Raw genomic sequence first — 25,111 nt, forward strand, 5'->3', positions numbered from 1 at the left:
ATGGTCACGAGCCCGAGGCGAGATTGGATCCAGGCGCACCGGCGCCTGGCGATCCTGACGGCCGCCTATGTGGCGGGCATGGCCTACAGCCTGCTCCTGGCCGGGGCCTCGCAACAAATTCCCGCCCTCTGGACCGCCAACGCCGTGCTGATCGCCGGCCTTCTGCTGCTCAACCGCCGGCAGGGCGCGGTCCTGCTGGTCCTGACCGCCGCGCTGCACGTGGCCATCGAGCTGTCGATCGGTGATCCCCCGTGGTTCGCCCTGGCCGTCACTGGGCTGGACGCCCTGCTGGCCACCGCGACGGCGGCCCTGCTGCGCCTGGCGCGCGCGCCGATCCGGGTGCGCTCCATGCGCGGCTTTCTCGTCCTGATGGCCGCCTCGACGGCCTTGACGGCGGCGGGCTCGATCCTGGTCAACGGCCTGTTGTCGATCAGCTTCGGCGGCGGCTTCTGGCGGGGCTGGACCGAATGGACCCTCTCCAACGTGCTGGGCGTGGCCATCGCCCTGCCGACCCTGCTGATCCTGTTCGACCGCCGCCATCGCGAGGCCTTTCGCGTCAGCCCGCCGGAGTTCCTGCTGGTCCTGGCCCTGGTGCTGGCCACCGCCGTGGCCGTGTTCGCCGCCGAGGCCAGCCTGCAGGTGCTGCTGTTCGCCCCCGCCCTGCTGGCGGTGTTCCGCGGCGGGCCGCGCGCCGCGGCGGTCCTGGTGACCAGCTCGCTGGCGGCGACCATACCGACGGTGCTGCACAGGACCGGGCTGGACCCCGCCGTCGCCCGGCCGCCGCTCCGCGACGCCCAGATCTTCCACCTGGTGCTCTACGCCGTCTGCCTGGCCGCCGCCCTGGCGCTGAGCCAGCAGAAGCGGCTGCAGGCCCTGCTGGTCCGCCGCCAGGCCGTCGCCCGCGCCGCCCAGGCCAAGGCCCAGGCCGCCAGCCAGGCCAAGTCCGACTTCCTGGCCACCATCAGCCACGAGATCCGCACCCCGCTCAACAGCATCCTCGGCTTCGCCGCGATCGTCGGCGACGACCCGGAGCTGTCGCCCGAGAACCGCCGCCGCCTCGACCTGGTCGGCCGCGCCGGCCGCTCCCTGGCCGAGATCGTCAACGACCTGCTGGACTTCGCCAAGGTCGAGGCCGGCCGCCTCGACCTGGCCCTGGCCCCCGTCTCGCCGGCCGCCCTGCTGCGCGACACCGTCGCCATCGTCGCCCCCGCCGCCCAGGCCAAGGGCCTGCCGCTGTCGGTGACCGTGGAGACCACCGGCGAAGGCGACGAGGCCGTCCTGCTGGCCCTGGACGAGACCCGCCTGCGCCAGATCCTGCTGAACCTGCTGGCCAATGCCCTGAAGTTCACGGCCGAGGGCGAGGTCGCCGCGCGGCTGACGATCGGTCCGGCCGCCGGCGACCTACGGTTCGAGGTCGTCGACACCGGCATCGGCATCGCCTCCGAGGTCCAGGCCCGCCTGTTCCAACGCTTCAGCCAGGCCGATAGCTCGATCAGCCGCAGCTATGGCGGCGCCGGCCTGGGACTGGCGATCAGCAAGGCCCTGATCAACCGGATGGGCGGCGAGATCGGCGTCGCCAGCGCGCCGGGCGAGGGCTCGCGCTTCTGGATCGCGCTGTCCGCCCGGGTCGCCGCGGCGGAGCCCGCCCCCGCCCCGGCGCCGGCCGCGCTCGAGGCCGAACGGCCGCCGCGCGTGCTGCTGGTCGACGACCATCCGATGAACCGCGAGCTGGGCCACGCCCTGCTGACCCTGGCCGGCTGCGAGGTCTCCACCGCGGACGACGGCGCCCAGGCCGTGGACGCCGCGCGGCTGGGCGGTTTCGACCTGATCCTGATGGACGTGCACATGCCCGGCCTGGACGGCCTGGCCGCCGCCCGCGCCATCCGCGCCCTGCCCGCGCCGCACGGCGCCGTGCCGATCATCGCGCTCAGCGCCGACGTCCTGCCCGACCAGGTCGCCCGCTGCCGGGCGGCGGGCATGGACGACCACGTGGCCAAGCCGATCCGGCGGGAGGAGCTGGTGGCGGCGGTGGGACGGGCCCTGGCGCCGGCCGCGCCGGACCAGAAGGCGGCGGCCAACCTTCCGGGCTAGAGTCGGCGAACCGCGCCACGGCGGCCCATCGCGTCGGTTGCTCCGGCCACGCGACGCGAAAGCGTCGGCCAGGTCGGCAAGCGGCGCTCCACCGTAACGACAACTTGCAAGTGAATATCATATGCAATAGGTGAAGCTCCCCGATTTGAGTGGAGCCTTCAATGCCAGGAACAGGATCTTCAAGGGTCGCGCAGCGGCTCAAGGGGTCGCGAGCAGCGTCTCTTTTCGCCCTGGCTCCGGCGCTGCTCATGCTGCCCGCCCTGGCTTCGGCGCAGGAAACGGCGGCCGAGGACAAGATCGCGGTGGACGAGCTGGTGGTGTACGGGCGGGGCGTCGCCAAGAACACGACGGCCACGGGCCTGAACCTCACGCCGCGCGAGACGCCGCAGTCGCTGAGCATCATCACCCGGGAGCAGATCCAGGACCAGGCCGCGTCAAGGGTGACCGACGTGCTGGCCTATACGACCGGCGTCTCGGTGAAGGCCGTGGACCGGGGCCGCAACGGCCTGTCCGCCCGGGGCTTCGAGATCACCAATTTCCAGCTCGACGGCGTGCCGTTCGAGACCGGCAACATCGGGTTGGAGGAAACGAGCACGGCGATCTACGAGCGGGTCGAGGTCGTGCGCGGCGCGACCGGCCTCATGCAGGGCGCCGGGGAGCCCTCGGCCTCGATCAACCTGGTGCGCAAGCATGCCACCGCCCGGACCTTCTCCGGCGAACTGACCCTGGAAGCCGGATCCTGGAACCGCTTCTCGGGGACGGCGGACGTGTCGGCCCCGCTCACCCGGGACGGCGCGGTGCGCGGCCGCTTCGTCGCCGAGACCTATGACGAGGAGGCCTTCGTTGACCTGGAAGCCAACAAGGGCTTCACCCTGTACGGTGTGATCGACGCCGACCTGGGCGACAGGACGCGGCTCAGCGTCGGGGCCAGCCACCAGCGCGACGAACGCAGCGGCGTCCTGTGGGGGCAGCTTCCCTACTGGTACAGCGACGGCACGCGGACTCGCTGGCCCCGCTCGCAGACCAGCGCCGCCAAGTGGAACCAGTGGAACACCACCGAGCAGACCGCGTTCGTCACCCTCGAGCATGCCCTGGGCGGGCGCTGGTCGGTCCGCGGCGACGCCGCCTATCACCGCCAGACGGAAGATTCCAAGCTGCTGTGGATGTGGGGCGACCTGGACGCCCAGACCGGCGTGGGGATGAGCGCCTGGCCCTACTGGTACAAGACCAAGCCCGAGCAGTGGAACCTCAACCTCACGGTCAAGGGCGCCTACAGCCTTTTCGGCCGCGAGCACGAGCTGGTCCTGGGCGCCATGTACAATCGGCTGTCCACCGGCTGGACCAACCAGGATCCCGTTTCGGCCGTGCCTGACGCGGGAGACTTTCGCCTCTGGGACGGCAGCTATCCGGAACCCGCCTGGGGGCCGCGCTACGACCTGTCCGATCTGGGAACCACCAAGCAAGCCGCCGTCTACGGCGCGACACGCCTGCAGGTCCTGGACCGGCTCAAGCTGATCGCCGGCGCGCGCCTGAGCTACTGGCGGCGGGACCAGGAGGTCGCGACCTACACGCCCGCGGCCTTCACCCTCAAGCAGACCGACGTCCTCACGCCCTATGTCGGCGTGATCTATGATTTCACGGAAAACGTGTCGGCCTACGCCAGCTACACGAGCATCTTCGATCCGCAGAACTACAAGGATCGCAACGGCAAGTACCTCGACCCGCTCGAGGGCGACAACTACGAGGCGGGCCTGAAGGCGGATCTGATGGGGGGGCGGCTCAGGGCGTCCACCGCGATCTTCCGCGTCGAACAGAACAACTTCCCCGTCGTCGACGACGGCTTCTTCGTTCCAGGAACGATCGACCCCGCCTATCGGGCCGCCCAAGGCACTGTGTCCAAGGGCTACGAGGTCGAGGTCCAGGGTCAGGTGCTGGACGGCTGGGACGTCAGCATGGGCTGGAGCCAGTTTTCGGCCAAGGACGGCGACGGCGTGAACGTCCAGGCCCATCACCCGCGGCGCGTCTTCCGCCTGTCCACCAAATACGCGCTGCCTGGCGCCCTGGACCGCGTCAGCCTGGGCGGGTCGCTGCGCTGGGAGAGCCGGCCGCCGCAGACGGCGGTGAACCCGGGCACGGGAAAGACCGAGGCCGTCGGCCAGCCGGCCTACATGCTGGTGAACCTGATGGGGCAGTTCGCGGTGACAGATCGAACCTCGATCCAGCTCAATGTCGATAACCTGTTCGACAAGACCTATTACAGCAACAACGCCTGGTTCGCCGGCTTCGTCTATGGCGAGCCTCGCCGGGTGCGCCTGACCCTTCGCCACGCCTTCTGACGGTCAATGCGGCCGTCACCCCGTGGTGCGACGCGAACGACTGACCGCTCCGGCGCAGATGGCGGCCGTCAGGGCGAGCAGCCCCAGCAGGGGAACCACGGGCGTCGATCCGGACGGGGCGCGCGGCGCATAGGCGGGCAACCGGTCGAAGTCCGCGCGCTGGAACGGCCGCTCGTTGAAGATGTAGGGATAGTAGAAGGCCTGCAGGCGATGATGGAACGCGGCGATGCTGTCCTGGTAGGCCAGGTGGGCCGGCAGGTCGCTGTCGGCGACGCGGTGGACCAGGCTCTGGGCGGCGGCGGCGGGCGACAGCCAGCCCAGGCGCTCGGTCCAGGCCTGGCGGGCCGCGAGGCTGGCGCGGTAGGCGGCGACCTGCCCGGCCACGCTGTCGTCGCCCATCTCGTGCATGGCGTAATACCATTTCCAGTGGAAGCGCCCGCCGACCGGCGGCGTGCCCTTCCACTCCGGATGCTTGGCCACGAAGGGCTCCATGACCGCCTCGCGCGGGACATCCCAGGCGTGATGGACCGCTTCGCGCTGGGCCAGGGTCAGGTCCACCCCGCGCCCGACCGGTACGGCGCGCGACAACACCGCGTTGCCCAGGGCCGGGATCAGCAGCACCAGCACGATCCAGCTCCCGACAAGCGCCGCGGCGTTGAAGGCCGAGCGACGCCCCCAGGCGCCGACCCACAGGCCAAGCCCCGTCCAGAAGGCGACATAGAGCGCGGCGACCAGGCTCAGCGTCGCCACGCCGGCGACGGGCGCCCGGGCCACGAACGCGCCGACCAGCAGCGGCGCCAGCAACGCCGACAGCACCAGTCCCAGCCTCAAGGCCGCGCGCTGCAGCCACAGCACGCCGGGCGGGGTCGGCAGGGCGCTCAGCAGGCGAAGGCGCCCGGCCTCCCGCTCGCCGGAGACCAGGTCGTGCATCAGCACGATCACCGCCAACGGCGCCAGGTAGATCAGCACGAAGGCGAAATCGAACGGCCCCGGCAGGGCCAGCTCGGCGTTGACGGCCTCGGTCTCATGGAGCTGGGCCTGGAGGCCCAGGGCGCGCACGCGCAGCACATAGGGCTGGATGTCGCGCTGGCCCATCGCGGCGAAGGCCAGCTTCGACGGACGGTCCGAGGTCAGGTGGAACGTGTAGTAGGCGGCGTAGCCGGCCTCGCCGTCGGGCTTGCCATACTGCCTGGCGACGGCGGCGAGATCGCGCTGCTGCGCCGCCGCCACCCGATCGATGACCGCGTTCTGCCGGGCGCTGGCCGCCAGCCCGGACATCACCGCCACCAGCGACAGCACCAGCAGAAGGACCAAGGCCGCGGCGCTGACCTTGGAGCGGAACAGCAGGCGCAGTTCGTATCGCAGGCGGATCATCGGACGTCCTCGCGAAGGCGGCGGGCGACGGGCGCGACGAGGGCCAGCAGCGCGATCAGCCAAACAGACAGGATGGCGAGATTGGCCACGATGCGAAGGCGCGCGAGGCGCAGCACATCGGGGGCGACATAGGAAAAGCTGGGCACGCGCTTCCAGTTGTCGGCGGAGATGCGCGGGTCCTCACCCGCATCGCGGTTGGGGATCTGTTCGACCTGCATGCGGTTCAGGGCCTGGACGAAGGCGTAGCGATAGCGCTCGACCTGGTCGAGGAAGTCCTGGTGGCTCTCGACGTCGGTCCCCGCCAGGCTCATCGAGGCCTGGCGCAAGGCGATCACCGGGCTGACCGCGCCAAAGCTGCGCACGACGCCATTCTGGGCCTGCTCCCGAGCGAAGGCCTCCCGCGCGTAGCGGTCGAAAAGCTGGCTGGTCAGGCGCTCGCCCTCCATGCCGACGAGGCCGCTCCACTGCACGGGCAGGTCCTCCACCCTCCGGACGCCGTACCTGGCCAGGGTCCTGGCCTTGAAGGCCGAAAAGTAGGGATCGTTCGGATCGTGGCTGTCGCCGATCTTGGCGAGGTCCCGGTGAATGGCGATATCGGTCTCGATCCGGGTCGGCGCCGGCAGGCGGGCGGCGACCTCCGGCAGGGTGCGCGGGACCAGCACCACCAGCACCATCCAGGCCGAAACCAGCACGATCAGGGCGTCGCGCGACCGACGCGCCACGGCCGAGACCAGCACCGCCGCCACCGCCCAGATCGCCAGGTAGAGGCCGTAGATCAAAACCAGGAGCAGGGCCGGTCCGGGCTGCGCCCAGCCCGCCAGGGCCGCGACCGATAGAGCGGCCGCCGCCGGAGCCAGGATCAGCGCCACGAGGCCGCCGTGGGCCGCGAGCTTGCCCATCAGCATGTGGCCCGGGGCCAGGCCCTGGGCGGCCATCAGGCGCAGCGTTCCGCGCTCGCGTTCGCCGGCCACCGCGCCATAGGCCAGGAAGATCACCAGCAGCGGCGCCAGGGTCTGCAGCACGAAGGCCGGCGTCAGCTCCCCAAATCGCAGCAGAAGGGACGACTGTCGCGCCTCGCTGAAATTGGCGCTGTTCTGCCGATGGCCTTCCAGGAACACGGTATGGCCCGTGAAGCTGTCGACCCCTCGGTCGAAGAACCCCAGGGCCGACAGCGGCCGAAAGACGAACTGGCCGTAATGGACCATGCGATGCGGGTGTCGGTCCGGCTGGGCGTCGAACTGCTGGTCGGAACTGGCCTGATGCCGTTCTCGCGCCGCCACGATGGCGTTGCGCTGCTCGACGCCGAGCACGGCGGCGCTGACCAGGAGCGCCGCCAGGATCACGCCGGCCACGACGGACACCCGGTTGCGGGCCAAGGCGCGCCACTCCTCGCGCGCCACCCGGCCGATCAGATCGAACCGCCCCTTCACGCCGCCGCTCCGACCTGGACGTAGCGCTGGTGGAGGGCGCGGACGTCGAAGCGCTCCTCGCCCTCGGCGGTGAGCTCGACCTCGATACGGCCATCGGCCAGGAAGCCGATCCGGTCGGCGACCTCGCTCGCGCCCAGCAGGTCATGGGTCACCATCAGGGTCGCCACGCCCCGAGCGCGCGCGGTTTGCAGCAGACGGTTGAAATCGGCCGTGGCGCGCGGATCCAGGCCCGAGGTCGGCTCGTCCAGCAACAGCACCGGCACGCGGCGGGCGATGGCCAGGGCGATGGCCACCTTCTGGCGCATGCCCTTGGAGAAGCCGGCGAGCCGGCGGTCCCAGGCCTCCCGCATCAGGCCGACGGCGTCGAGCGCCTCCTCGATCACCGCCCGATCCGTGTCGGCCCGCGCCAGGGTCAGCAGGTAGTCGATGTTTTCCCGCGCGGTCAGGTGTTCATAGAGGGCGACGTTCTCGGGCACATAGGCGATGCGCGAGCGGGCCGCCGTCGGGTCCGCGCCGACCTCGACCCCGCAGACCCGCGCGGCGCCGGCCGCGGGGCTGGCCAAGCCCAGGAACAGGTTCAGGGTCGTCGACTTGCCCGCGCCGTTGCCGCCGAGCAAGGCGTAGATCTCCCCCGCCCCGACCGAGAAATCCAGGCCCCGGAGAACCGGCTGGCTTCCATAGCGCTGCTCGAGGCCCACGGCCTCGAGCGCCTTGGCGGCGGTGATGGTCAAGACGCTGCTCCCACTCTTCATCGACGCGAAGGCGCTTGCAAAGCCGCGCCGCCCCGAACTAATACGTTATAACGTAACACATACATCGCATGTCAATCCTGGATTGACCGCTATCGGACTTCGGGGAACGGCATGGGCTTGGCGGAATTTCGGATCGCGCTGCTGGCGGGATGCACGGCGTTCGGGGTGTCGACGGGCGCGAGCGCGGAGGTCGATCCGGACGCCGCCGACACGGTGGTGGAGGACGTCACGGTCACCGCGCGCCGCGCCAACGCCAGCATCAACGGGTTGAACGTCGATCCCCTGCGCCTGCCGCAAAGCGTACGCGTCCTGGACCGCGAGCTCATCGACCAGACGGGCGCGGCCAACCTGTCGGATCTGTTCGACCTGGCCGGCGGCATGGCTCGCCAGAACAGTTTCGGGGGCGCCTGGGACGCCTACGCCATCCGGGGCTTTTCGGGCGACATCAACCAGGGACCCGATCTCCTGGTGAACCGCTTCACCGCCAACCGCGGCTTCAATCCGCGCCGCGACACCGCCACCGTCGAGACCTTCCAGGTGCTCAAGGGCCCCGCCTCAGCCCTGTCGGGCAAGGGCGAGCCTGGGGGCTCGATCAACATCGTCACCAAGGCCCCGCTGGGCCACGCCCACGCCTCGGCCGAGCTGGGCTATGGCAGCTTCGACACCTGGCGGGCCGTGGGCGACGCGGGCGGACCGGTGAGTGGAACGGTCTCGGCGCGTCTCGTCGGCGCCTACCAGACGACGGACGGCTTTCGCGACCATGTCGGCAGCGACCGCCTGGTGCTGGCCCCCTCCCTGGCCTGGGACCCCACCCACGAGGCCCATCTGCTCTATCAGTTCGAGGTCATGGACGTGCATTTCGTCCACGATCGGGGCCTGGTGGCCGTGGGCGGCGACGGCAAGGCCCTGCCGCGCGAGCGCTTTTTGGGCGAGCCCAATGACGGCAAGATCCATCAGCGGAGCTTGCAGCACCAGGTCACCGGCGTCTTCGACCTGGCCGAGGACGTCTCGCTGGAGGGCGGCGTCCAGTATCGCGAAGGGTTCTTCAAGGGCCAGTCGACCCATAACGCGACCCTGGTCGGAACCCAGCTGCGTCGCCAATTGCGGGTCCACGACTATGACTGGCAGGACCTGTCGGGCCGCGTCGAACTGAGCGTCAAACGCCAGTGGGCCGGCGTTGATCATCAGCTTCGCCTCGGCGGCGACGCCTTCACCTACGACCAACGGCGGATCTTCCTGCGCTCCAGCCCCACGACCGCCGCGCCCTACGCCATCGACGTCTTCAACCCGGTCCATGGCCAGCCCAAGCCGATCGCCGCGCTGAACCAGGACCTGCTGGAGGAACTGCGTGGCCAGAGCCTCTACGCGCAGGACCTGGTGGTCGTCGGTCGCTTCACGGCCCTCCTGGGCCTGCGCCACGACTGGATCCAGCAGACCACAACCAACTACCGCAACAACACCGCCACCAAGCAGAGCCCAGGGCGGATCTCGCCCCGCGCCGCCCTGACCTGGGCGGCATCCGACCAACTGTCGGCCTATGTCAGCTGGGGCCAGTCGTTCCGCTACAACCAGGGCGCCGACGCGGCCGGGCTGGCGTTCGCGCCAGAGCAAGGCGAGGCCCTCGAGGGCGGCGTCAAGTACGCCCTCGGCGACGGTCGCCTGACCGGAACCCTGTCGGCGTTCCGGATCAACAAGAAGAACATCCTGGTCAATGACGCGGCCAACAGCGGCTTCTTCGTCGCCGTGGGCGCGGCCCGCAGCCAGGGCGTGGAGTTCGACGCCAACCTCCAGCTCAGCGACCAGCTGAGCCTGACCGGGGTCTACGCCTTCACCGACACGCAGATCACCCGCGACACCCGGGCCGGCTTCGTGGGAAGCGCGCTGAGCAACATCCCCCGCCACTCAGGAGCGGTCTATGCGCGCTGGCGATCGGCCCGGCCAGGCCCCGGCGCCGTCGGGGTCGGCGGCGGCCTGGTCTATGTGGGCCGGCGTCCGGGAGACGACGTCAATTCCGGCTTCAAGCTGCCGGGCTACGTCACCGGCCGGCTGAACCTGAGCTACCAGGCGACCCAGAGACTGTCGCTGCACGTCGACGCCGAAAACCTGCTGGACGCCTATTACCTGGAAAGTTCCTACAGCAACGTCTGGATCACGCCGGGCGCGCCCAGGACGATCACGATCCGGGCGAAATGGACGATCGCTCCACACCGCGCCCCGCGCCGCTGATCCTTGACACCCGGGAGGCGCGGCCCGGCAGCCTTCCGGTCAGTCGCCGATCAACTCCAGGACTCCGTCCCCAGGCGTCAGAACGATCTCGGCGGCGCGCCCGTCGCGGAGGGTGATATCGACCGCCGCGCCTCGCCAGGACGCCTTGCGCGGCGGGCGGTCGGCCACGACGAGCACGGATGCGGCGTGTTCGCCCTCGACGTTCAGCCGCGCCAGGAGACCTTGCGCCGACCAATGCTGCTGGCGGACGTGGGTATTGAAACCGCCGCTCAAGGTTCGGGGCTGGTAGTAGGCCTCATACCAGTTGCGTATGGGCGAGGAGAGGGCCCCGAAGGGCGACCAGCCCCCTCCCCGTCCGGTGAAGGCGTCGAACTGTTCGTAGGCCAAGCCGCTTCGAGCGATCTCGCGGCTGTAGACGTCGAGCGCCGTCCGAGCGATGCGCCAGGCCAGCGCGCCTTGCCCATAGTCGAGCATCGCCTTCCACATCAGCCACTGGTGGGCCATCCATACCGAGCCCGACCAGTAGCCGGCGCGATCGAAATAACTCGCCCGCTGATCGACCGCGGTGACGCCGCTGGGTGTCCACATTCGCTCCGGGGACATCAGGTTGTCGATCATCGCGCGTCGCTGCGAGGCGTCGGCGATATCGGCCACGAGGGGCGCGACGCCATCGAGCCCCATGTTGAAGTTTTCGCCGGCCGCGCTCCTCAGCCAGCCGGTCGGCGCGCCCGTCGCATCGTGCAGGACATAGGCGTAGTAGCCGCTCTGGGCGTCCCAGGCATGGGTTTGCAAGGCGTGGCCGAGCGCCTCTATGTCCCGGTTCCAGGCTTCCACGTCGCGATGGAGATCAAGCGTCCCGGCGATGCGGCGCAGAAGCTTGGCGCAGCGAATGGCATGGGCGGTGCTGATGGCCGGCGCGACGCGCGCGGCCAGGCCGCCGGCGTGCATGGCCATCTGCGCCGGATAGTCATCCATGCCGGCGGCGTTGTAGAAATAGTCGTAGGTTCTGACCAAACCGCTGCCCAAGGTCCGGCACGTCGAGCCTGGCGCCCGCCCCAGCAAGAACTCCAGGTACCGCTTGAGCCTGGGATAGCGCTCCCGCGCGAAAGCCTGGTCACCGTTCAGGTTCCAAAGCGCCTCGAACTGATAGAATTGGGTCGGGAGCGGCGAACCGTGGTGCAGGAAGGCGGCCTGCCTGTCCTGGACCGGGCTCAGATACGTGTCCAGAAGCGCGGTCGACAGGCGCGGCGTTCTTTTGGCCAGGCCCAGCCCCGTGAAACCGGAGTCCCAGGTATAGACCGACGGCCATTCGCGACCTGGACTGTAGTTGCGCACCCAGGCGCCGCCGGTCCAGATCGGAAACAGCATGTTGGTGGCGGCTGTCGCCAACAGGCGTTCGGCGCTTTCGGCGCGCCAGTCGCCGGCGGCTCGATCGCTATCACCGAACTTCTGGCGAGCCGCCGCGAATTGCCGATCAAGCGCGTCGGCGTCGGCCACGGGAAGCTCGCCGGTCGCGCCCCCTTTTCCCACCGCCACGCGCAGGTCTCGCCAAGCGGTTTGCCCTGGCTCCAGGTCGAACACCCGGTGGGTGAGCACGGTGACGTGTTCGGGGGTCTGCGCGTCGGGCACCCGACCCATGGTGAACCTCGCCGGAGACTTCAGGGCCGTCTCCAGCAGGCGCAGATCATCGTTGGCCACCGTGCGAACGGGCAGGATATCGTCTGTCCAGCTCAGGGCGTAGGTGCTGTCGGTTTCCTCGGCGAAGGCCAGGACCGTCGATCGTGCGGCGTCGCGGCGTTGCGGGCGCAGGGCCCAATCGTGAGGGGCGAAGCGAACGGCGTCGGCGGCGTCCCGCTCGAACAGAACAAAGCCGTTCAACTCGACGGCGGCGTCGCCCATGGCGGTCAGCGACCAATCATGCTCGCCCGCCGCGAGCCTTCCCACGGCGAGGTCAAGTTCCATGAAGGCTTGCGGATCATCGCCGCCGGCCAGCGTGACGACGCCGGAGAAAAGCCCGCTGGCCACGACTCTGGCGGACGGGAACGCGCAGCGATATCGAAGGCGCAGGACCGCGTTGGCGAGGGGCTTGGCCAGCTTCACCCGCCAGCGGACCTGGTCGCCTTTCGCGCGTCCAAAACCCTGGCCAATGCCGTAACCGTCGACGAAGCCATGCTCCACCACCTCGCCGTGGCGGCGGCCGTCGTAGGGGAGGCTCTCGTCCGGACCAGGCTTGGCCCATTGGAAATGGTCGTAGAAGAGCGCGTTGACCCAGACCGCATCGCTGGGCAGGGACACGCGCGCCGGCCGCAAGGGCGTGCGCGGGACCGCCCGGTGACCAATGTCCGACGATCGCGGGCGCTCGAGGCGGGCCGGGCATGGGGGCGGGCAAAGCCGCGCGGTCCAGTTCAGGACGACAGGGCAGGCGACGTCGGAAAGGTTGCGAACACGAGCCCTGAGCACCCCTCCCGCCTCGGACAGGCGCAGCCATTCGAGGCGAACCTCGACGCCCGCTTCGAGCCGATAGAGCCAGGCGTAGTAGCTCAAGTCGGGGTCCGCGCGCACCGGCTGCATGCCCAGGCCGCCATGCGCGAACGGGATCAGACTTTCCCGCCGCAGGACGGCGGGCGTGAGCGCGAAATCCATCCGCAGTCCACGCTCACGATCCGTGATGTGGGAAATCCCGTTCCAATGGTCGCTATAGGGGCCCCAGTCTGGCGTTGGTATGTCACGGTGCGCGGGCCGCGGCCACATCACGGCTGAATTCACCGACCGGCCCTCGGCGTCGGCGTTCACACCCGTCGCGCCCGCGGCCGCGCCCAGAAGCGCCAGAGTGTTCCGCCGGGTGGGCATGCGGATCCTTTCACGACAATCGACGCCTTACAAAATTATGCGGAGCCTCGATAGCCTGACCGTCGAGCCGTGAAGGGGTCAACAGCTATGGGATTGGCCGGCCCGCCCTGAGGTGCAGGTCAATCGCGCCGCCGGTCGCGAGGCGGCGCCCGCTCCGGACACTCAAACCGTTCCTGGAACATGCCCCCCGCGGGGCGAACCCGGCGCATAAATACTGTCGAGAACAGGGGGCTCCGCTAACGATTTCAGATGATCTGGCCAGGTTAGCCCTTCGAACTCTTCATACCGCCAAGCACGGATATCCCTTATCAGCGACGAGATCTCTCCAGCCGGTCATTGCGCTCCCGAACGGGGTAGGCCATCTTGACGTCCCAGGGTATAGAGCCCCCATAACGCACCAATGGGACGCAAAAAGTGTATCGGATCGCCGAGGGATCACTAACACTGGCCTCCGAGTGGCGGGATCAAAGCGTTAACGTGCTTTTGCCCATGGACGCCAAGGTACATGGCGCAAACCTGGTCATCGCGAGGGATCGCCTACCGCTTGGCCTGACCTTCCACGACTATGTCGCTCAGATGCGCCAGAATTTCATGGCGCAGTTGGCCGGATGCGAGATTTTCGCCGACACGGCCGGTCAGGTCGACGGTCGCGAGGCGCAGCTCATGGAGCTGAGCTGGCGCAGTGACGGCAAGCCCATCCATCAGGTGATGGCGATCGTGCTGCACGAGGCCAATGCCGTGCTGACCTTCACCGGGTCGATCCCAGGCGGGCGCGATGAGGAAACTCGAAATGCGCTGATCTCAGCGATCACGTCCTTCACCTTCGCTCCGTGACCGACGCGACCCCCATAGCCAATGACAAGCTGCGCGAGCTTGGCGACCGCACCGCGGCCACGAGCAACGCGGGAACGGTTTCGGCGATCGCGACGACGGGACACGTCGTCTCCGGCGGCATTGTCGCCGCGGGGGCCGCTTCGGCATACAGCTCGGGCGGATTGGCCGCGCTGAAATGCTTTGCTGGCCGGATCGCCGCGCCGATCGCGGGAGCAATGGCGGGAGCCGCGATCGCGGAGCAGGTCCATGCCGACGAAGCGGCGTTCTGGGTCGCGCAGCAATTTGGCGCCAAGCGCCTCGCGGGTCCCGGGAAGCAGGCCGCGCACCTCACGCACCAGATCGCGCATAGCAACGCCTTTGCCGGCCTGCTCGCCGGCATAGCCGCCGGTATCGTCGTCGGAGCCCTCGTCGCGGTTAGCGCCGCCGCGATCATCGGCACAGCGGGCATGGCGGCGCCGCTCGTGGGGGCGGCGGTCGCCTTCGGCGCCGGCGCGGCGGGCGGGTTCGTCACCGCCGCGATCGCGGGGGCGGGCGCCAAGATGGCCACCCTGTCCGGCCCGATCGGCAGCGGCTCCCTCAATGTGTTCTTCGAAGGCAAGCCCGCCGCGCGCGTCACCGACATCGCCGCCTGCATCAAGCATCCGTCGGTCCCCTCGCTGATCATCGAGGGCAGCAAGACCATCTTCATCAACGGCCTGCCGATGGCGCGCATCGGCCACAAGCTGTCGTGCAATGCCGTGGTCCAACAAGGCTGCAGCACCGTGCTCGGCGACGATACGACCGGCAGCTACGGCGTCCCCGACGCCGAGTTCTCGATCGCCGAGCAGCTGCTGCTCTCGGTGGCCGAGGTCGCGGGCATGCGGTCGGCCGTGCGCCAGGGCGGATTGCTCGACGGTAGTTTGCGACGACTGTTCGGCGAGCCGGTCGATATCGTCACCGGCGACTACGCCGATCAGCGGACCGACTTCCACTATCCGGGCATCCTGCCCTTGCAGTTGGAGCGGACCTATCCTGGGCGGATGCAGGTGGAGGGCATGCTCGGCCCGCGCTGGATCTGCAACTGGTCGCAGCGGGTGCTGCTCGACCGGAAGGCGGGCACGGCGTTGCTCGAGGATGCCGGCGGCCAGCGCCTGTTGTTCGCGATCGGAAGCGGAACCCAGATCGACGCCCGCCACCTCAAGGCGCCCTATTACCGGCTGACCGGCACGCGCGATCAGCTTCGCCTGTTCGACAGCCGCACCCGGCAGTTCCTGCTCTTCGCGCCCGTCGGCGACGCGGCGATCCTTGAAATGGTGGGGATCGAGGATCGCAACGGCAACCGCATCGTGTTCCACCGCGACGCCAAGGGGCGCCTGACGAAGATCCAGCATGCGGACGGTACGATGTTCCGCGTGCAGACCACGCCGCAGGGCTGGCTGAGCACGCTGTGGATGGAAGGCGAGTCCGAGCCGCTCGTCCGCTACGACTATGATGCGGACGGGCGCTTGCTGCATGTCCTGGGCGCGTTCACCGGCGAATTCCACTATCGGTACACGTCCGAAGGGTGGCTGAACGGGTGGCGCGACAGCGGCCTGACCGAGGTGGAAATCGCCTACGATTCGGCGGGCCGGGTCACCGGCACCCACACCGGCGAGGGGATGTTCAACGACCGCTTCCTCTACTTCCCGGAGGAGCGGCGCTCGCGCTATGTCGACGCCACCGGGGCGGTCTCCAGCTTCCGCTACGACGCCAACGGCCTCGTCGTCGAAGAGGAGGATCCGCTCGGCGCGCGCACGATCAGCGAATGGGACTCGCTCGAGCGGCTGCAGCGCCGGATCGACCCCGGCGGCCGTGAGACGCGTTTCACCTACGACGGCGACGGGCGCCTGATCGGCCAGACCGATTGGGCCGGACGCAACACCCGTTGGGCCTATGACGCCTGGGGCGCCCTCGTCGAGTTCGAGGGGCCGGACGGCGTCACCCGCTGGACCCGCGATGCCCGCGGCAACATCGTCGCGTGGCAGGAAGCGGACGGCGCCTCGGGCTCCGCGGCGTATGACGAGCGCGGCGCGTTGGTCCGCGAGCAGGTCGCCGGATTTGGCGCGACGCAGTGGGACAATGACGCGGCCGGTCGCCCCCTCGCCCGTCATGATCCCGGCGACCGGGTCTCGCGCTACGGGTGGGACCGGCTGGGGCGCCTGCTGGCGCTCACCGACCCCGCGGGACGGACCAGCAGTTGGGCGTACCAGCGCTCGCCCGAGAACCCGCGCGGCTCGGTCAGTCATTCGCACACGCCCGACGTCGGGGAGATTCGCTTCGCCTATGACGGCGAAGGACTGATCAAGGCCCGCATCCGTGGCGACGGGCAGACGACCCGCTTTGTCCATGGCGCGTTCGACACCCTGCGCCAGGTCATCGACCCGCTCGGCGCCACGACGCAGTTCGCCTATGACGGCGCCGGCCGCCTGGCGGCGATCACCGACGCGGTCGGGCAGCAATGGCGATTCCGCTACGACCCGGCCGGGCGGCTCTCGGCCCAGATCGACTGGGCGGGCCGAGAGACGCTCTACCACCGCGACGTCCTGGGGCGCGTCCAGACCAAGCGGATGCCGGACGGAGCCGAACAGCAATTCGAATGGGACCCGCGCGACCGCATCGTGCGGGTGATCGCGGGCGAGGACGCGATCTCCTATCGCTACGACGATCAGGACAGGCTGGTCGGCGCGAGCACCTGGGTGCTGGCCGACGGCGCGCCGCGGCGGATCGCCGACGTCTCGCTCGAGTACGACGACAAGGGCCGGCTTGTCCGCGAGGAGCAGAACGGGATCGCCGTCGCCTATCGCTATGACGAGGCGGGCCGGTGCGTGGGCCGCTCCAGCCCCAGCGGCGAGACGGCGCTGGCGTTCGACGAGGCCGGGCTGCTCACGCGCTACGAGAGCAACGGCCATGCCCTGCGCTTCGCCCACGATGCGAGCGGGCTCGAGACGCTGCGGGAGCTGGCGGCGATCGGCACGCCGACCGCGTTCCAGCTTCGCCAGCGCTACGATCCGGCCGGGCGGCTCGCGGAGCAGCGGGCGGGCGGCGTCACCGTCTTCGCGGCCGGGCGGAAAGAGCCCGAGGCCCTGACCCGGCGTTATGAATGGGATCGCCTCGGCCGCCTGGCGGGCGCCGCCGAGACCGGCGCGGCGGCCGGCGCGCAAGGCGTGACGCGCTATCACTACGACCTGCGCGACCAGGCCGTGGCGGTGGAGCGCGCCGGCGGCCGCGAGACCTATCGCTACGACGCGCTGATGAACCTCGCCGAAGGCCTGGCGGGCGAACATCGCTACTGGCGCGACTGCGTGGTCGAGGCGGGGCCCAACCGGTTCCGCTACGACGCGCGCGGGCGCATGACCGAGCGCGTGCTCACCCAGGACGGTTTCCGCCCGCGGCGCTGGCGCTATCGCTGGGACGGGTTCGACCGGCTGGTGGGATTGGAGACACCCGACGGCGCGCGCTGGCGCTACACCTACGACGCCTTCGGGCGGCGGGTGGGCAAGGCGCTGCTCGGCGAGCCCAATCGGCGGGTGGACTATGTGTGGCAGGGCCAGGCCATCGCCGAGGCTTGGCGCCGAGGCGGAGACGGCGGCGAGGGCGCTCCCGGCTCCAACCCGCTCCGCATCGAACGCTGGCACTTCGAGCCGGACGGCGTGCGTCCGCTCGCCAAGGAACTGGTCCGCGTCGGGACCGACGGCGCACCCGCGCGCGGCGAGGCGGAACTTCTGCCGATCGTCGCCGACCAGATCGGCGCGCCGCACGCGCTGTTCAGCGCGGAAGGCACATGCCGCTGGCGCGCCGAGCCCGAGCTATGGGGCCGCACGCGCACCGCGCGCGCCCTGCTGCGCGAGCGGCAGGGCGAAGCCGGAGACGAGGCGGAAGAGCCCGGCTGCGCGCTGCGTTTTCCGGGCCAGTGGGAGGACGCCGAGAGCGGTCTGCACTACAACCTCAACCGCTATTACGATCCGGAAACAGGGCAGTATCTGTCGCCGGACCCGATTGGGGTGAGCGGGGGTCTGAGAACCCATGCTTACGTGCATGATCCGGTGCGGTGGATGGATCCGCTCGGCCTGGCGGAATGCAATTGGGGCCAGTGGTTCGCCAAAAAGACCGGGACATCGCACCCCGAAGGTATGCCTCGCCCGCACGCGCACCACATCGTCTACAAGGGCGAATTCGCCGAAAATCCAGCGATGCAATCGGCGCTCGCCCGCAGCCGTGGCGTCTTGTCGAAATATGGCATCGACGGGGTCAATGACCCTGACGCTCTCATGTGGGCACCCAACCGGGGGCACAGCGTCGCCAACGCACGCACGGTGGCCTCCCGGTTGGAGGCGGCCGATTCCCGCATTGCGGCGCAAAATCTCCCCAAGGCTGACGCAACAAAGGCTATGAAGACCGAGTTGCAGCAGATTGGCCAGGACGTGTTCGGCTGGCCGTGATCGAAAGGAAACGCGCGTGGACTGGGACGCAAAGGTGGAAGAGCTTCGCACGGCGACAATCGCGGCGGTTGACACGCTGACGTCGTCACTCGAAGGCCAGCGCCTCTACGCGATCTGTCTTCAGACGGCGGACGACGGCATGAGCGTTGGGCTGTGCGCCAACACCGAGGAAGGCTACGCCGAGAAACGCGCCTCCGAGGCCGAAATCGAAGACATGACCCCGGAATACTCAGCCTACCTACGCTGGGCCCCCGCCGAGTGGCGGTACGAGTTTTTCGGCGACGACCACTTCGCGGACATCAATCGCGACCTCACCGCGGCGAGCCTCAATGGAAATGGGGATTTCAGCGCCTATTTTGACCGCCTCATCGACGCGATGATCGATGCGCTCGCCCATCTGCGGGCCGAGCGGGCGCAGGCGCTCGAAGGCGTTACGGTGTTCGTGACGATCTCCGACAGCGAAGAGGCCAAAGCGGTCGAACGGCGGTCAGTCGATCGCCTGACTCCACCACCCCTCGCCGGTCAGTTCGGCCGCCCCTTGGACTAGGCGGCGCTTGCAACGCACCTGCCTGGAAGGGCGAGTGTCTCTAGCATTGAGGAAGTCGTTGGCCAATTGGAAGGACGTTTTCGAAGACCTTCAAGCGGCGTCGCTGACGGCGGCAAGAAATCTTCTGTCTGTGTATGAGGGCGAGCATATCTATGCGTTGGCTCTATTTACATCCGAGGACAGCGCCAACGTCTCTATGGCCGCCAACACTGAAGAAGGCTATCAGGCGCATTTGGCCGCCGAAGCCGAGGATGAGCCGAATTCACCGGAGGATGAGATCTACTACCGTTGGGCGGCGGCCGAATGGGCCGTGGAAGGCTGGGACCGGGCTGTCTTTTCACGGGTGAACGCGCTGCTCGCGCAACAGGAGAAATCGGATTTCGACAGTTACTTCGGCAATCTGATCGAAGCGATGACCACTGCGCTGGCGGCGACCAAGGCGGCGCTGGGCGAGCGGCTTGCGGACGTCACGGCGTTTGTGACCGTGACGGACAGCGACGACGCCGAGGAGATCGAGAACGCCTCGGCCACCCGCATCAACGCGGCCGATCTTGCCGGCCGTTTCTTGCGCCGCTTCGGTTGAGCCGCGGCCAGAGGTCTGGCCGGGCGCGACTGACCCATGGGGATGCCGCAGGTGCGTTTCGACACCAAGGGCGTCGTCCGCCGAGGTGAGCGACCGAACAGGGTCGAGTGATTAGCTATTCCCTGGCCGCGCAACAGGCTCGGCATTGGTCCACCCGGCAATGATCCGCCGCGGCCAGGGATGTAGGATCGAAGATGGGCAAGTATTTGCAAGCTGTGGAGCCCTACTACTTGGGGACGTATGCCGCGATCAGCGATGAGGGCGTATGAATATCGGCTTCAGAAAGGGAAAGTCGCCTGCAACGGGGTCGCCAAGGTGACCCGGCCGGCGCGGCCGACTTGCAGCGCACCTTCGCAAGTCGCGATCCCATCGCCGAGATCGAACAGGTGATGCAGCCCGCGGGCCTCAACCCCGACAATGTCGCCGACGCTGTCGCGACCTATCTCGTCACCGCCTACTACGGCGTACGCGGATCGACCGAGGGAGAACCGGCCGAGTTCAAGGCGGCCAGCGCCCAGGTCGGCCGCGCGCTGAGGGCCGATCCGGTGCTCATCGACGCCAGCGACGCCCTCAAGCAGGAAGTGGCCGAAGCGATGCGGCGATGCCGGCGATCCAGGTTGCGATCGGCCAGGGGACCCGCGCGAGCTTCGGCATGGACCTGACGCGGGTCCGCCTCGGGGCTGACAGGCTTCGATAGGCCAGGTCCGCTGGGTGCGGCCGATATCGAGCGGTTCGCCCGCGACGGCTTGGCGCGTCTCGACGCCGTTCCGGCAAGCCGCCAACGCGCCTTGAGACATTGACGCCGCTCACGGAGCCGTCGATCCCGCTCAGCCAAGGACAGTTGTGACAGGAATCCTTTCCGCGCCCTCTTGCGGGCCATGGTGACGGAGGATTCCCATGCACGAGCGCCGCGAGCTTTGTTTCGGCCTTCTGCTGCTCGGTATCGCCCCGGCGGCGGTCGGCCAGCCGCCAGGACCGCTGGTCGCCGCCGAACTGCGATCCACGAACTTCTCCCGGAGCAAGATCGGCGTCTCTCCGCTGCGCAGGCTGACCCTCTATCTGCCGCCCGGCTATTCGGACCGGGGGAAGCGCTTTCCGGTCCTCTACTATCTGAACCACTTTTTCGAGGACCACACGGCGCCCTTCGCGAACCATGGCGCGGCGACGCTGTTCGACCAGGCGATCGCGCGGGGCGTGATCGGCGACGTCATCGTCGTCGCCGCGGACTTCTCAACGCCGGCCGGCAGTTCCTGGTACGTCAACTCGACCGCCACCGGGAACTGGGAGGACTTCATGGTGCGCGAGCTGGTCCCCTATGTCGACGCCAACTACCGGACCCTGGCCAGCCGGGCCTCGCGCGGCGCGGTCGGCGACGGCGTCGGAGCCTATGGCGCGATCCGCTTGGGCATGCGGCATCCCCAGGTGTTCGGCTCGGTCTACGGGATGCAGCCGGTCGCCGCGGGTGGAAACCTCCAGACCAGCCATGGTCGGCCGAACTGGGATCGGCTGGCGCGGGCGCGCTCGCTGGACGACCTGGGCGACGACGGCTTCTCGCGGATCTTCACCTCGATCTACCAGGCCTTTCTGCCAAACCCGGACCGGCCTCCGTTGTTCTTCGATCCCCCCGCGCGCGGCCTGAACGGCCGGGTGGAGGTCGACACCGCCGTCATGGCCCGGTTCCACGACCACTTCAGCCTGGCCGCGCAGCTTCCGTCCCACGCCGAGAACCTGAAGACGCTTCGGGGCCTCAAGTTCGACTGGGGACGGGCCGACACCATCGTCGACCATGTCTACGGTAATCAGGCGTTCGCCCACCTGCTCGACGAATACGGGGTGCCGCACGAGGCCGAGGAGCACGGGGGCGGCTTTCGCGATCGGCACTGGGGCGAGCGGGGCCGCGTCCATACCGACGTCCTGCCGTTCTTCGCCCGTCATCTGGCCTTCGAGGAGGCGTGAAGATGACCCCGCGCTGCATTCGTTCCTGCCTTCAGGCGCTCTTGATCGCGTCGATGGTCATGGCCGCGTCACCGTCCCTGGCCGAGGCCCCGGCGGGGCCTCCGCGGTCCATGATCAAGCTTCTGGCCAAGGGCGCATCGGGTCCGCCGACCACCATCGCCGATCTGGCCTGGCTCGAGGGGCATTGGATCGGCGAGATGCCCGAAGGCCCGGTCGAGCATGTCATCCTGGGCCCGAAGTTTGGGCACATGCCGGGCTTCGTTCGCGCGGTGAGCCCTCAGGGCGTGATCTTCTACGAGATCAGCGTGTTCGCCCAGGCGGGGGATTCCGTTAGCTACAAGGTCAAGCACTTCACGCCCCTGCTCGTCGGCTGGGAGGGGCAGGACATCCATATCGATCGCCCGCTGGTCGACCGGGACGCGAAGACCCTGTTCTTCGACGGCATAACCTTTCTAAGGACCGGCAAGGACAGCTTCACGGTCTACTTTCTCAACCGCTCGGGCCAGGAAGAGCGGGAGACGCTGGTCATTCCGTTCAGGCGGAAGTGACTCCATGACCTCGCCCTGTGCAAGTCAGGCGTCCAGAAAGGTCCAGACGGCCTCCCGATAGCGGCGGCTGATCCGCAGTTCCACGCCGCTGGCCAGGCGCACCGCGCCGTCGCCGTGCGATCCGGCGCGAACCTCGGCGATGGCGTCCAGGCGCACGATCACCGCGCGATGGATGCGCGCGAAGTCCTGGGCGGGCAGCCGCGCCGCCAGGGAAGCGATCGACTCGTCGATCAGCAGCGTTCGGGCGGCCGTATGGACTTCCGCGTAGTTTCCGGCCGCGCCGATCCAGAGGACATCTTCCAGCGGAATGATCCGCGCCACGCCGTTGCCCCGCGCCACCAGCCTGGGCGTCCGGGGAACGCTGGCCAGCAGGGACGTCAAGGCGTCGCCCCGCCCAGGACCGGCGGACACTTGGCGGCGGACCCGCTCGAGGACCTGAGCGAACCGGCCGTCGCCAAACGGCTTGAGCAGATAGTCGATGGCCTGCACCTCGAAGGCGCGAACGGCGAAGGCGTCGTGGGCGGTCACGAAGACGGTGATCGGCATCGCCTCGACGCCGATCGCCTCGACGACGTCGAAGCCCGTCACTTCGGGCATCTGCACGTCGAGAAACACCACATCCGGCTTGGCCGTCTCGATCTGGGCGATGGCCGACGCCCCATGCGCCGCCTCGCCGACGATCTCGAAATCCGGCTGGGCCCGCAGGAGGGCGGCGACGTGGCGGCGCGCGAGCGGTTCGTCGTCGACGATGAGGGTCCTGATCATCGCGGCGTCATCAGCAGGACCTTGAAGCCCGCCCTCGGCGCCGTATCGATCTCCAGGGCCTGCCGATCGCCGTAGAGCTGCCGCAGCCGCCGGCGCGCGTTTCCCAGCCCCACGCGCTCGACGATCGCGCCGGCGCCCCTGCCGTCGTCGGCCACGGTCACCTGCAGCCGCTCGCCGACGACCTTCGCCGCGATGGTCACGGTCCCGCCCTCGACCAGGGGCGCGATCCCATGGCGGATGGCGTTCTCCACCAGCGGCTGAAGCAGCAGGGTCGGCACCAGGCAGGTCAGGGCGTCGGGCGCGACGTCGCGCACGACCCGCAGCCGCGATCCCAGTCGCGCCTGTTCTATGGCGAGATAGGCCTCGGTGAAATCGAGTTCGTCGCCGAACGGGCTTTCCGGCGCGCGATGGTCCTCGATGGACAGGCGCAGCAGGTCGCCGAGCTTGGCGATCAGACGCCGCGCGCGGCGCGGTTCGTCCTCCACCAGGGCCGAGATGGCGTTGAGGGTGTTGAACAGGAAGTGGGGCTGCAATTGCGCCCGCAACGCCGCGCTCTCGGCCTCAGCCAGGCGCGCCTCCATCCGCGCGCCGGCCACCTCGCGATCGCGCAGCGCGCGATAGGCCCGCGCGCCGACCACCAGGGCGACGATGATCGCATAGATCAGCAGATTGATCTGAAAATTGCCCGACAGCTTCTGCAAGAGCATCCGCCCCAGCGCCTCGGCGCCCAGCAACCACATCAACGCGACGTAGAGCGCCGTCTGGAGCAGGGCGAACCCGACACCGGCCATCAGGTGCACGATGAAGAACCGGACGCCGCGGCGCGGCTCGAACGGCGCGCGATGGGCGAAGGCGACGACCAGGGGCGTGAGAAGCACCCAGATGCTGTTGCCGGCGACCGAATAGCCGAGAAGCTGCGGCCAGGTCGGCCCCTGTCCCGACACCAGGCCGCCCATGTACCACTGCAGGGAATTGAGCAGCGCCACGACTGACCAGACGCCCAGCAGGGCAAGGCCCCAAAGCGCGTAACTTCGGCCGCGGCCCACGAAGTTCATCTGACGACGCTCCTGATCCTGGGCAGCTTAGCCGAGGGCCGAGACCACTTCCATCGGCGGCTAGGCGCGATGGTCGTGGGTCGCGATCTGGCGGAACATCTTCAGCGAGCCGTCGGCCTGCCGACGCCACAGCCGAAGGCCTCCGCCCGAGACCACGCCGGCGTCCGCGCCGTTGCGCCAGCGGACCTCGAACTTGGGATACTCGACGACGTAGTCGTCCAGTACCTCGAAGCCCTCGTTCCAAACCCGAACCGAGTCGAATGTCGCGCCGCGGCCTTGTTCGGTGTAGCGCACCAGGTGAGCCCTGATCTCGCCGATCCCGACCTTGGGCGTATCGGCATAGGGCATGTAGACGGCGTCGTCGGCGTAGCGGGCGACCTTCGCGGCGGTGTCGTAGGTCCGGACCGCCTCGGCGTCGAGGCGGTTCAGCCTGGCCAGTTCGGCCTCGACCTCGGGATCTCCGGGCGGGGCGGCGCTACCCGCCGTCTCGGGCTCGCCCAGGCTGTGGGAGGACGGGTCCTCGATCCGCTGGAGATAGCCCCAGACCTCCGCTTTCAGCTTCAAGGCGCCGTCGGACTGACGCCGCCACAGGTTCGCGTACCGGCCTTGATGACTGCGCGACGCCCCGCCCCCCGCGGGTGTGTAGGCGATCTCGAAGCGTCCGAGTTCCAACGCGCTTTCGTCGGTGAGCGGGATGATCTCGGTCGTGCGGCGGGCATAGGCGCCGACCCGTTGCCGGGACGCCAGGGCCAGATAGTAGCGAGCGATCGAACCGGGGCCATACAGTCGCGGCTGGTAGTCCGGATTGCTGACGCTGTCGGGAGCGTAGTGGGCCAACCGCCGGTCGACGTCCCCGTTCAGCCAGGTGGCCGAGAGGTCCGCGTTCCGCCGCTGGATCTCCGCGGTGAACTGCGCCGAAGCCTGCCGGACCGTCGCGGCGGCCGGTCGAGCTCGACTGGACGCCAGGAAAGCGATCAGCGGCGGCCCGGCCACGGCCAGCGCCACGAGGCGCCTTCTGCAGAAAAAGTCCGGCTGTTGAGATGGATGGCTGGTCATGACCGTTCCTCGCCGTGGGTTCCCCGAGGGCGCGCGAACCAAGGGCCGCGAGCAAGCAGGGAGGGGCGAGCGGGATCGGCGCTTCCGTGAACGGGATCGATCAGATCGAGTGTGCGAACCCGAGGATCAAGCAGGCGCCTTAGGTCATTCCACCCCGCTCGCTGAGCATCGGCCACGCAGCATCAGTTGCCGACCGTCGCGGCTGCGCCCAAACGCGGCGCCTGCGAGCGGCTCGCGAAGCCGACGACGCA

The 25,111-nt window shown here is 68.9% G+C and carries 17 protein-coding genes; 10 read left to right on the forward strand and 7 right to left on the reverse strand.

The features are described from left to right. Both AC07NX_RS11390 and AC07NX_RS11395 read left to right on the forward strand, forming a co-directional pair. A complete protein-coding gene (locus tag AC07NX_RS11390) occupies nt 1–2,091 on the forward strand; it encodes an ATP-binding protein (protein ID WP_494641877.1) in 2,091 nt (696 codons plus the stop codon). 248 nt (nt 2,092–2,339) lie between these two features. After that, complete coding sequence (locus AC07NX_RS11395) at nt 2,340–4,427, forward strand: TonB-dependent siderophore receptor (RefSeq protein WP_494641878.1); 2,088 nt, start codon at nt 2,340–2,342, stop codon at nt 4,425–4,427. Between the two features lie 15 nt (nt 4,428–4,442). Here AC07NX_RS11395 and AC07NX_RS11400 read toward each other — a convergent pair whose 3' ends face one another. Genes AC07NX_RS11400 through AC07NX_RS11410 form a run of 3 tightly spaced genes read right to left on the reverse strand, consistent with a single transcriptional unit; the run spans nt 4,443 to nt 7,962 of the window. Next, on the reverse strand, nt 4,443–5,801 hold the full coding sequence (locus AC07NX_RS11400) for a DUF3526 domain-containing protein (RefSeq protein WP_494641880.1): 1,359 nt from the start codon (nt 5,799–5,801) through the stop codon (nt 4,443–4,445). Further along, on the reverse strand, nt 5,798–7,231 hold the full coding sequence (locus AC07NX_RS11405) for an ABC transporter permease (protein ID WP_494641881.1): 1,434 nt from the start codon (nt 7,229–7,231) through the stop codon (nt 5,798–5,800). Before AC07NX_RS11405 ends, AC07NX_RS11400 begins: the two co-directional genes overlap by 4 nt. Further along, entirely contained in the window at nt 7,228–7,962 is a 735-nt protein-coding gene (locus AC07NX_RS11410) for an ABC transporter ATP-binding protein (RefSeq protein ID WP_494641882.1), read from the reverse strand. Before AC07NX_RS11410 ends, AC07NX_RS11405 begins: the two co-directional genes overlap by 4 nt. A gap of 132 nt (nt 7,963–8,094) precedes the next feature. Between AC07NX_RS11410 and AC07NX_RS11415 the strand changes: the two genes are divergently transcribed. Next, entirely contained in the window at nt 8,095–10,209 is a 2,115-nt protein-coding gene (locus AC07NX_RS11415) for a TonB-dependent siderophore receptor (RefSeq protein WP_494641883.1), read from the forward strand. A gap of 39 nt (nt 10,210–10,248) precedes the next feature. Here the strand turns inward: AC07NX_RS11415 and AC07NX_RS11420 are convergent, their stop codons facing one another. Next, entirely contained in the window at nt 10,249–13,059 is a 2,811-nt protein-coding gene (locus AC07NX_RS11420; RefSeq protein ID WP_494641884.1) for an MGH1-like glycoside hydrolase domain-containing protein, read from the reverse strand. Between the two features lie 414 nt (nt 13,060–13,473). Between AC07NX_RS11420 and AC07NX_RS11425 the strand changes: the two genes are divergently transcribed. The 7 genes from AC07NX_RS11425 to AC07NX_RS11455 all read left to right on the forward strand — a co-directional run bounded on the left by AC07NX_RS11425 (nt 13,474) and on the right by AC07NX_RS11455 (nt 21,984). Next, entirely contained in the window at nt 13,474–13,893 is a 420-nt protein-coding gene (locus AC07NX_RS11425) for a DUF1795 domain-containing protein (protein ID WP_494641886.1), read from the forward strand. After that, nucleotides 13,890–18,350: an RHS repeat-associated core domain-containing protein gene (locus AC07NX_RS11430; RefSeq protein ID WP_494641887.1), complete on the forward strand. Its 4,461-nt coding sequence runs from the start codon at nt 13,890–13,892 to the stop codon at nt 18,348–18,350. The genes AC07NX_RS11425 and AC07NX_RS11430 overlap by 4 nt, the downstream gene beginning before the upstream one ends. 16 nt (nt 18,351–18,366) lie before the next feature. Further along, nucleotides 18,367–18,897, forward strand: a complete 531-nt coding sequence (locus tag AC07NX_RS11435; RefSeq protein WP_494641888.1) for a DUF4303 domain-containing protein — start codon at nt 18,367–18,369, stop codon at nt 18,895–18,897. Nucleotides 18,898–18,955: 58 nt separating this feature from the next. Next, nucleotides 18,956–19,480, forward strand: coding sequence for a DUF4303 domain-containing protein (locus AC07NX_RS11440; RefSeq protein ID WP_494641889.1), 525 nt, complete (start codon nt 18,956–18,958; stop codon nt 19,478–19,480). 338 nt (nt 19,481–19,818) lie between these two features. Then, nucleotides 19,819–20,142 carry a DUF6683 family protein gene (locus AC07NX_RS11445; protein WP_494641891.1) on the forward strand — a complete coding sequence of 108 codons (324 nt, stop codon included), beginning with the start codon at nt 19,819–19,821 and terminating at the stop codon, nt 20,140–20,142. A 235-nt stretch (nt 20,143–20,377) separates the two neighbouring features. Continuing rightward, nucleotides 20,378–21,436 carry an alpha/beta hydrolase gene (locus tag AC07NX_RS11450; protein WP_494641892.1) on the forward strand — a complete coding sequence of 353 codons (1,059 nt, stop codon included), beginning with the start codon at nt 20,378–20,380 and terminating at the stop codon, nt 21,434–21,436. Nucleotides 21,437–21,546: 110 nt separating this feature from the next. After that, complete coding sequence (locus AC07NX_RS11455; protein WP_494641893.1) at nt 21,547–21,984, forward strand: DUF6265 family protein; 438 nt, start codon at nt 21,547–21,549, stop codon at nt 21,982–21,984. Between the two features lie 24 nt (nt 21,985–22,008). On the opposite strand, the gene AC07NX_RS11460 is transcribed toward AC07NX_RS11455, so the two are convergent. Genes AC07NX_RS11460 through AC07NX_RS11470 form a run of 3 tightly spaced genes read right to left on the reverse strand, consistent with a single transcriptional unit; the run spans nt 22,009 to nt 24,809 of the window. Then, complete coding sequence (locus AC07NX_RS11460; protein WP_494641894.1) at nt 22,009–22,749, reverse strand: LytR/AlgR family response regulator transcription factor; 741 nt, start codon at nt 22,747–22,749, stop codon at nt 22,009–22,011. Further along, on the reverse strand, nt 22,746–23,804 hold the full coding sequence (locus AC07NX_RS11465; protein WP_494641895.1) for a sensor histidine kinase: 1,059 nt from the start codon (nt 23,802–23,804) through the stop codon (nt 22,746–22,748). Before AC07NX_RS11465 ends, AC07NX_RS11460 begins: the two co-directional genes overlap by 4 nt. A gap of 60 nt (nt 23,805–23,864) precedes the next feature. Beyond that, nucleotides 23,865–24,809, reverse strand: coding sequence for a YybH family protein (locus tag AC07NX_RS11470; protein WP_494641897.1), 945 nt, complete (start codon nt 24,807–24,809; stop codon nt 23,865–23,867). Nucleotides 24,810–25,111: the final 302 nt, after the last annotated feature.

The sequence above is a fragment of the Caulobacter sp. GW821-FHT09A05 genome (assembly GCF_059418465.1).

Excerpts from the sequence above, each read along its gene's own strand:
- AC07NX_RS11390 (WP_494641877.1), top strand. The coding sequence starts at position 1 with ATGGTCACGAGCCCGAGGCGAGATTGGATCCAGGCGCACCGGCGCCTG.
- AC07NX_RS11395 (WP_494641878.1), top strand. The coding sequence starts at position 2,340 with ATGCTGCCCGCCCTGGCTTCGGCGCAGGAAACGGCGGCCGAGGACAAG.
- AC07NX_RS11400 (WP_494641880.1), bottom strand. The coding sequence starts at position 5,801 with ATGATCCGCCTGCGATACGAACTGCGCCTGCTGTTCCGCTCCAAGGTC.
- AC07NX_RS11415 (WP_494641883.1), top strand. The coding sequence starts at position 8,095 with ATGGGCTTGGCGGAATTTCGGATCGCGCTGCTGGCGGGATGCACGGCG.
- AC07NX_RS11420 (WP_494641884.1), bottom strand. The coding sequence starts at position 13,059 with ATGCCCACCCGGCGGAACACTCTGGCGCTTCTGGGCGCGGCCGCGGGC.
- AC07NX_RS11450 (WP_494641892.1), top strand. The coding sequence starts at position 20,378 with ATGCACGAGCGCCGCGAGCTTTGTTTCGGCCTTCTGCTGCTCGGTATC.
- AC07NX_RS11455 (WP_494641893.1), top strand. The coding sequence starts at position 21,547 with ATGATCAAGCTTCTGGCCAAGGGCGCATCGGGTCCGCCGACCACCATC.
- AC07NX_RS11460 (WP_494641894.1), bottom strand. The coding sequence starts at position 22,749 with ATGATCAGGACCCTCATCGTCGACGACGAACCGCTCGCGCGCCGCCAC.
- AC07NX_RS11465 (WP_494641895.1), bottom strand. The coding sequence starts at position 23,804 with ATGAACTTCGTGGGCCGCGGCCGAAGTTACGCGCTTTGGGGCCTTGCC.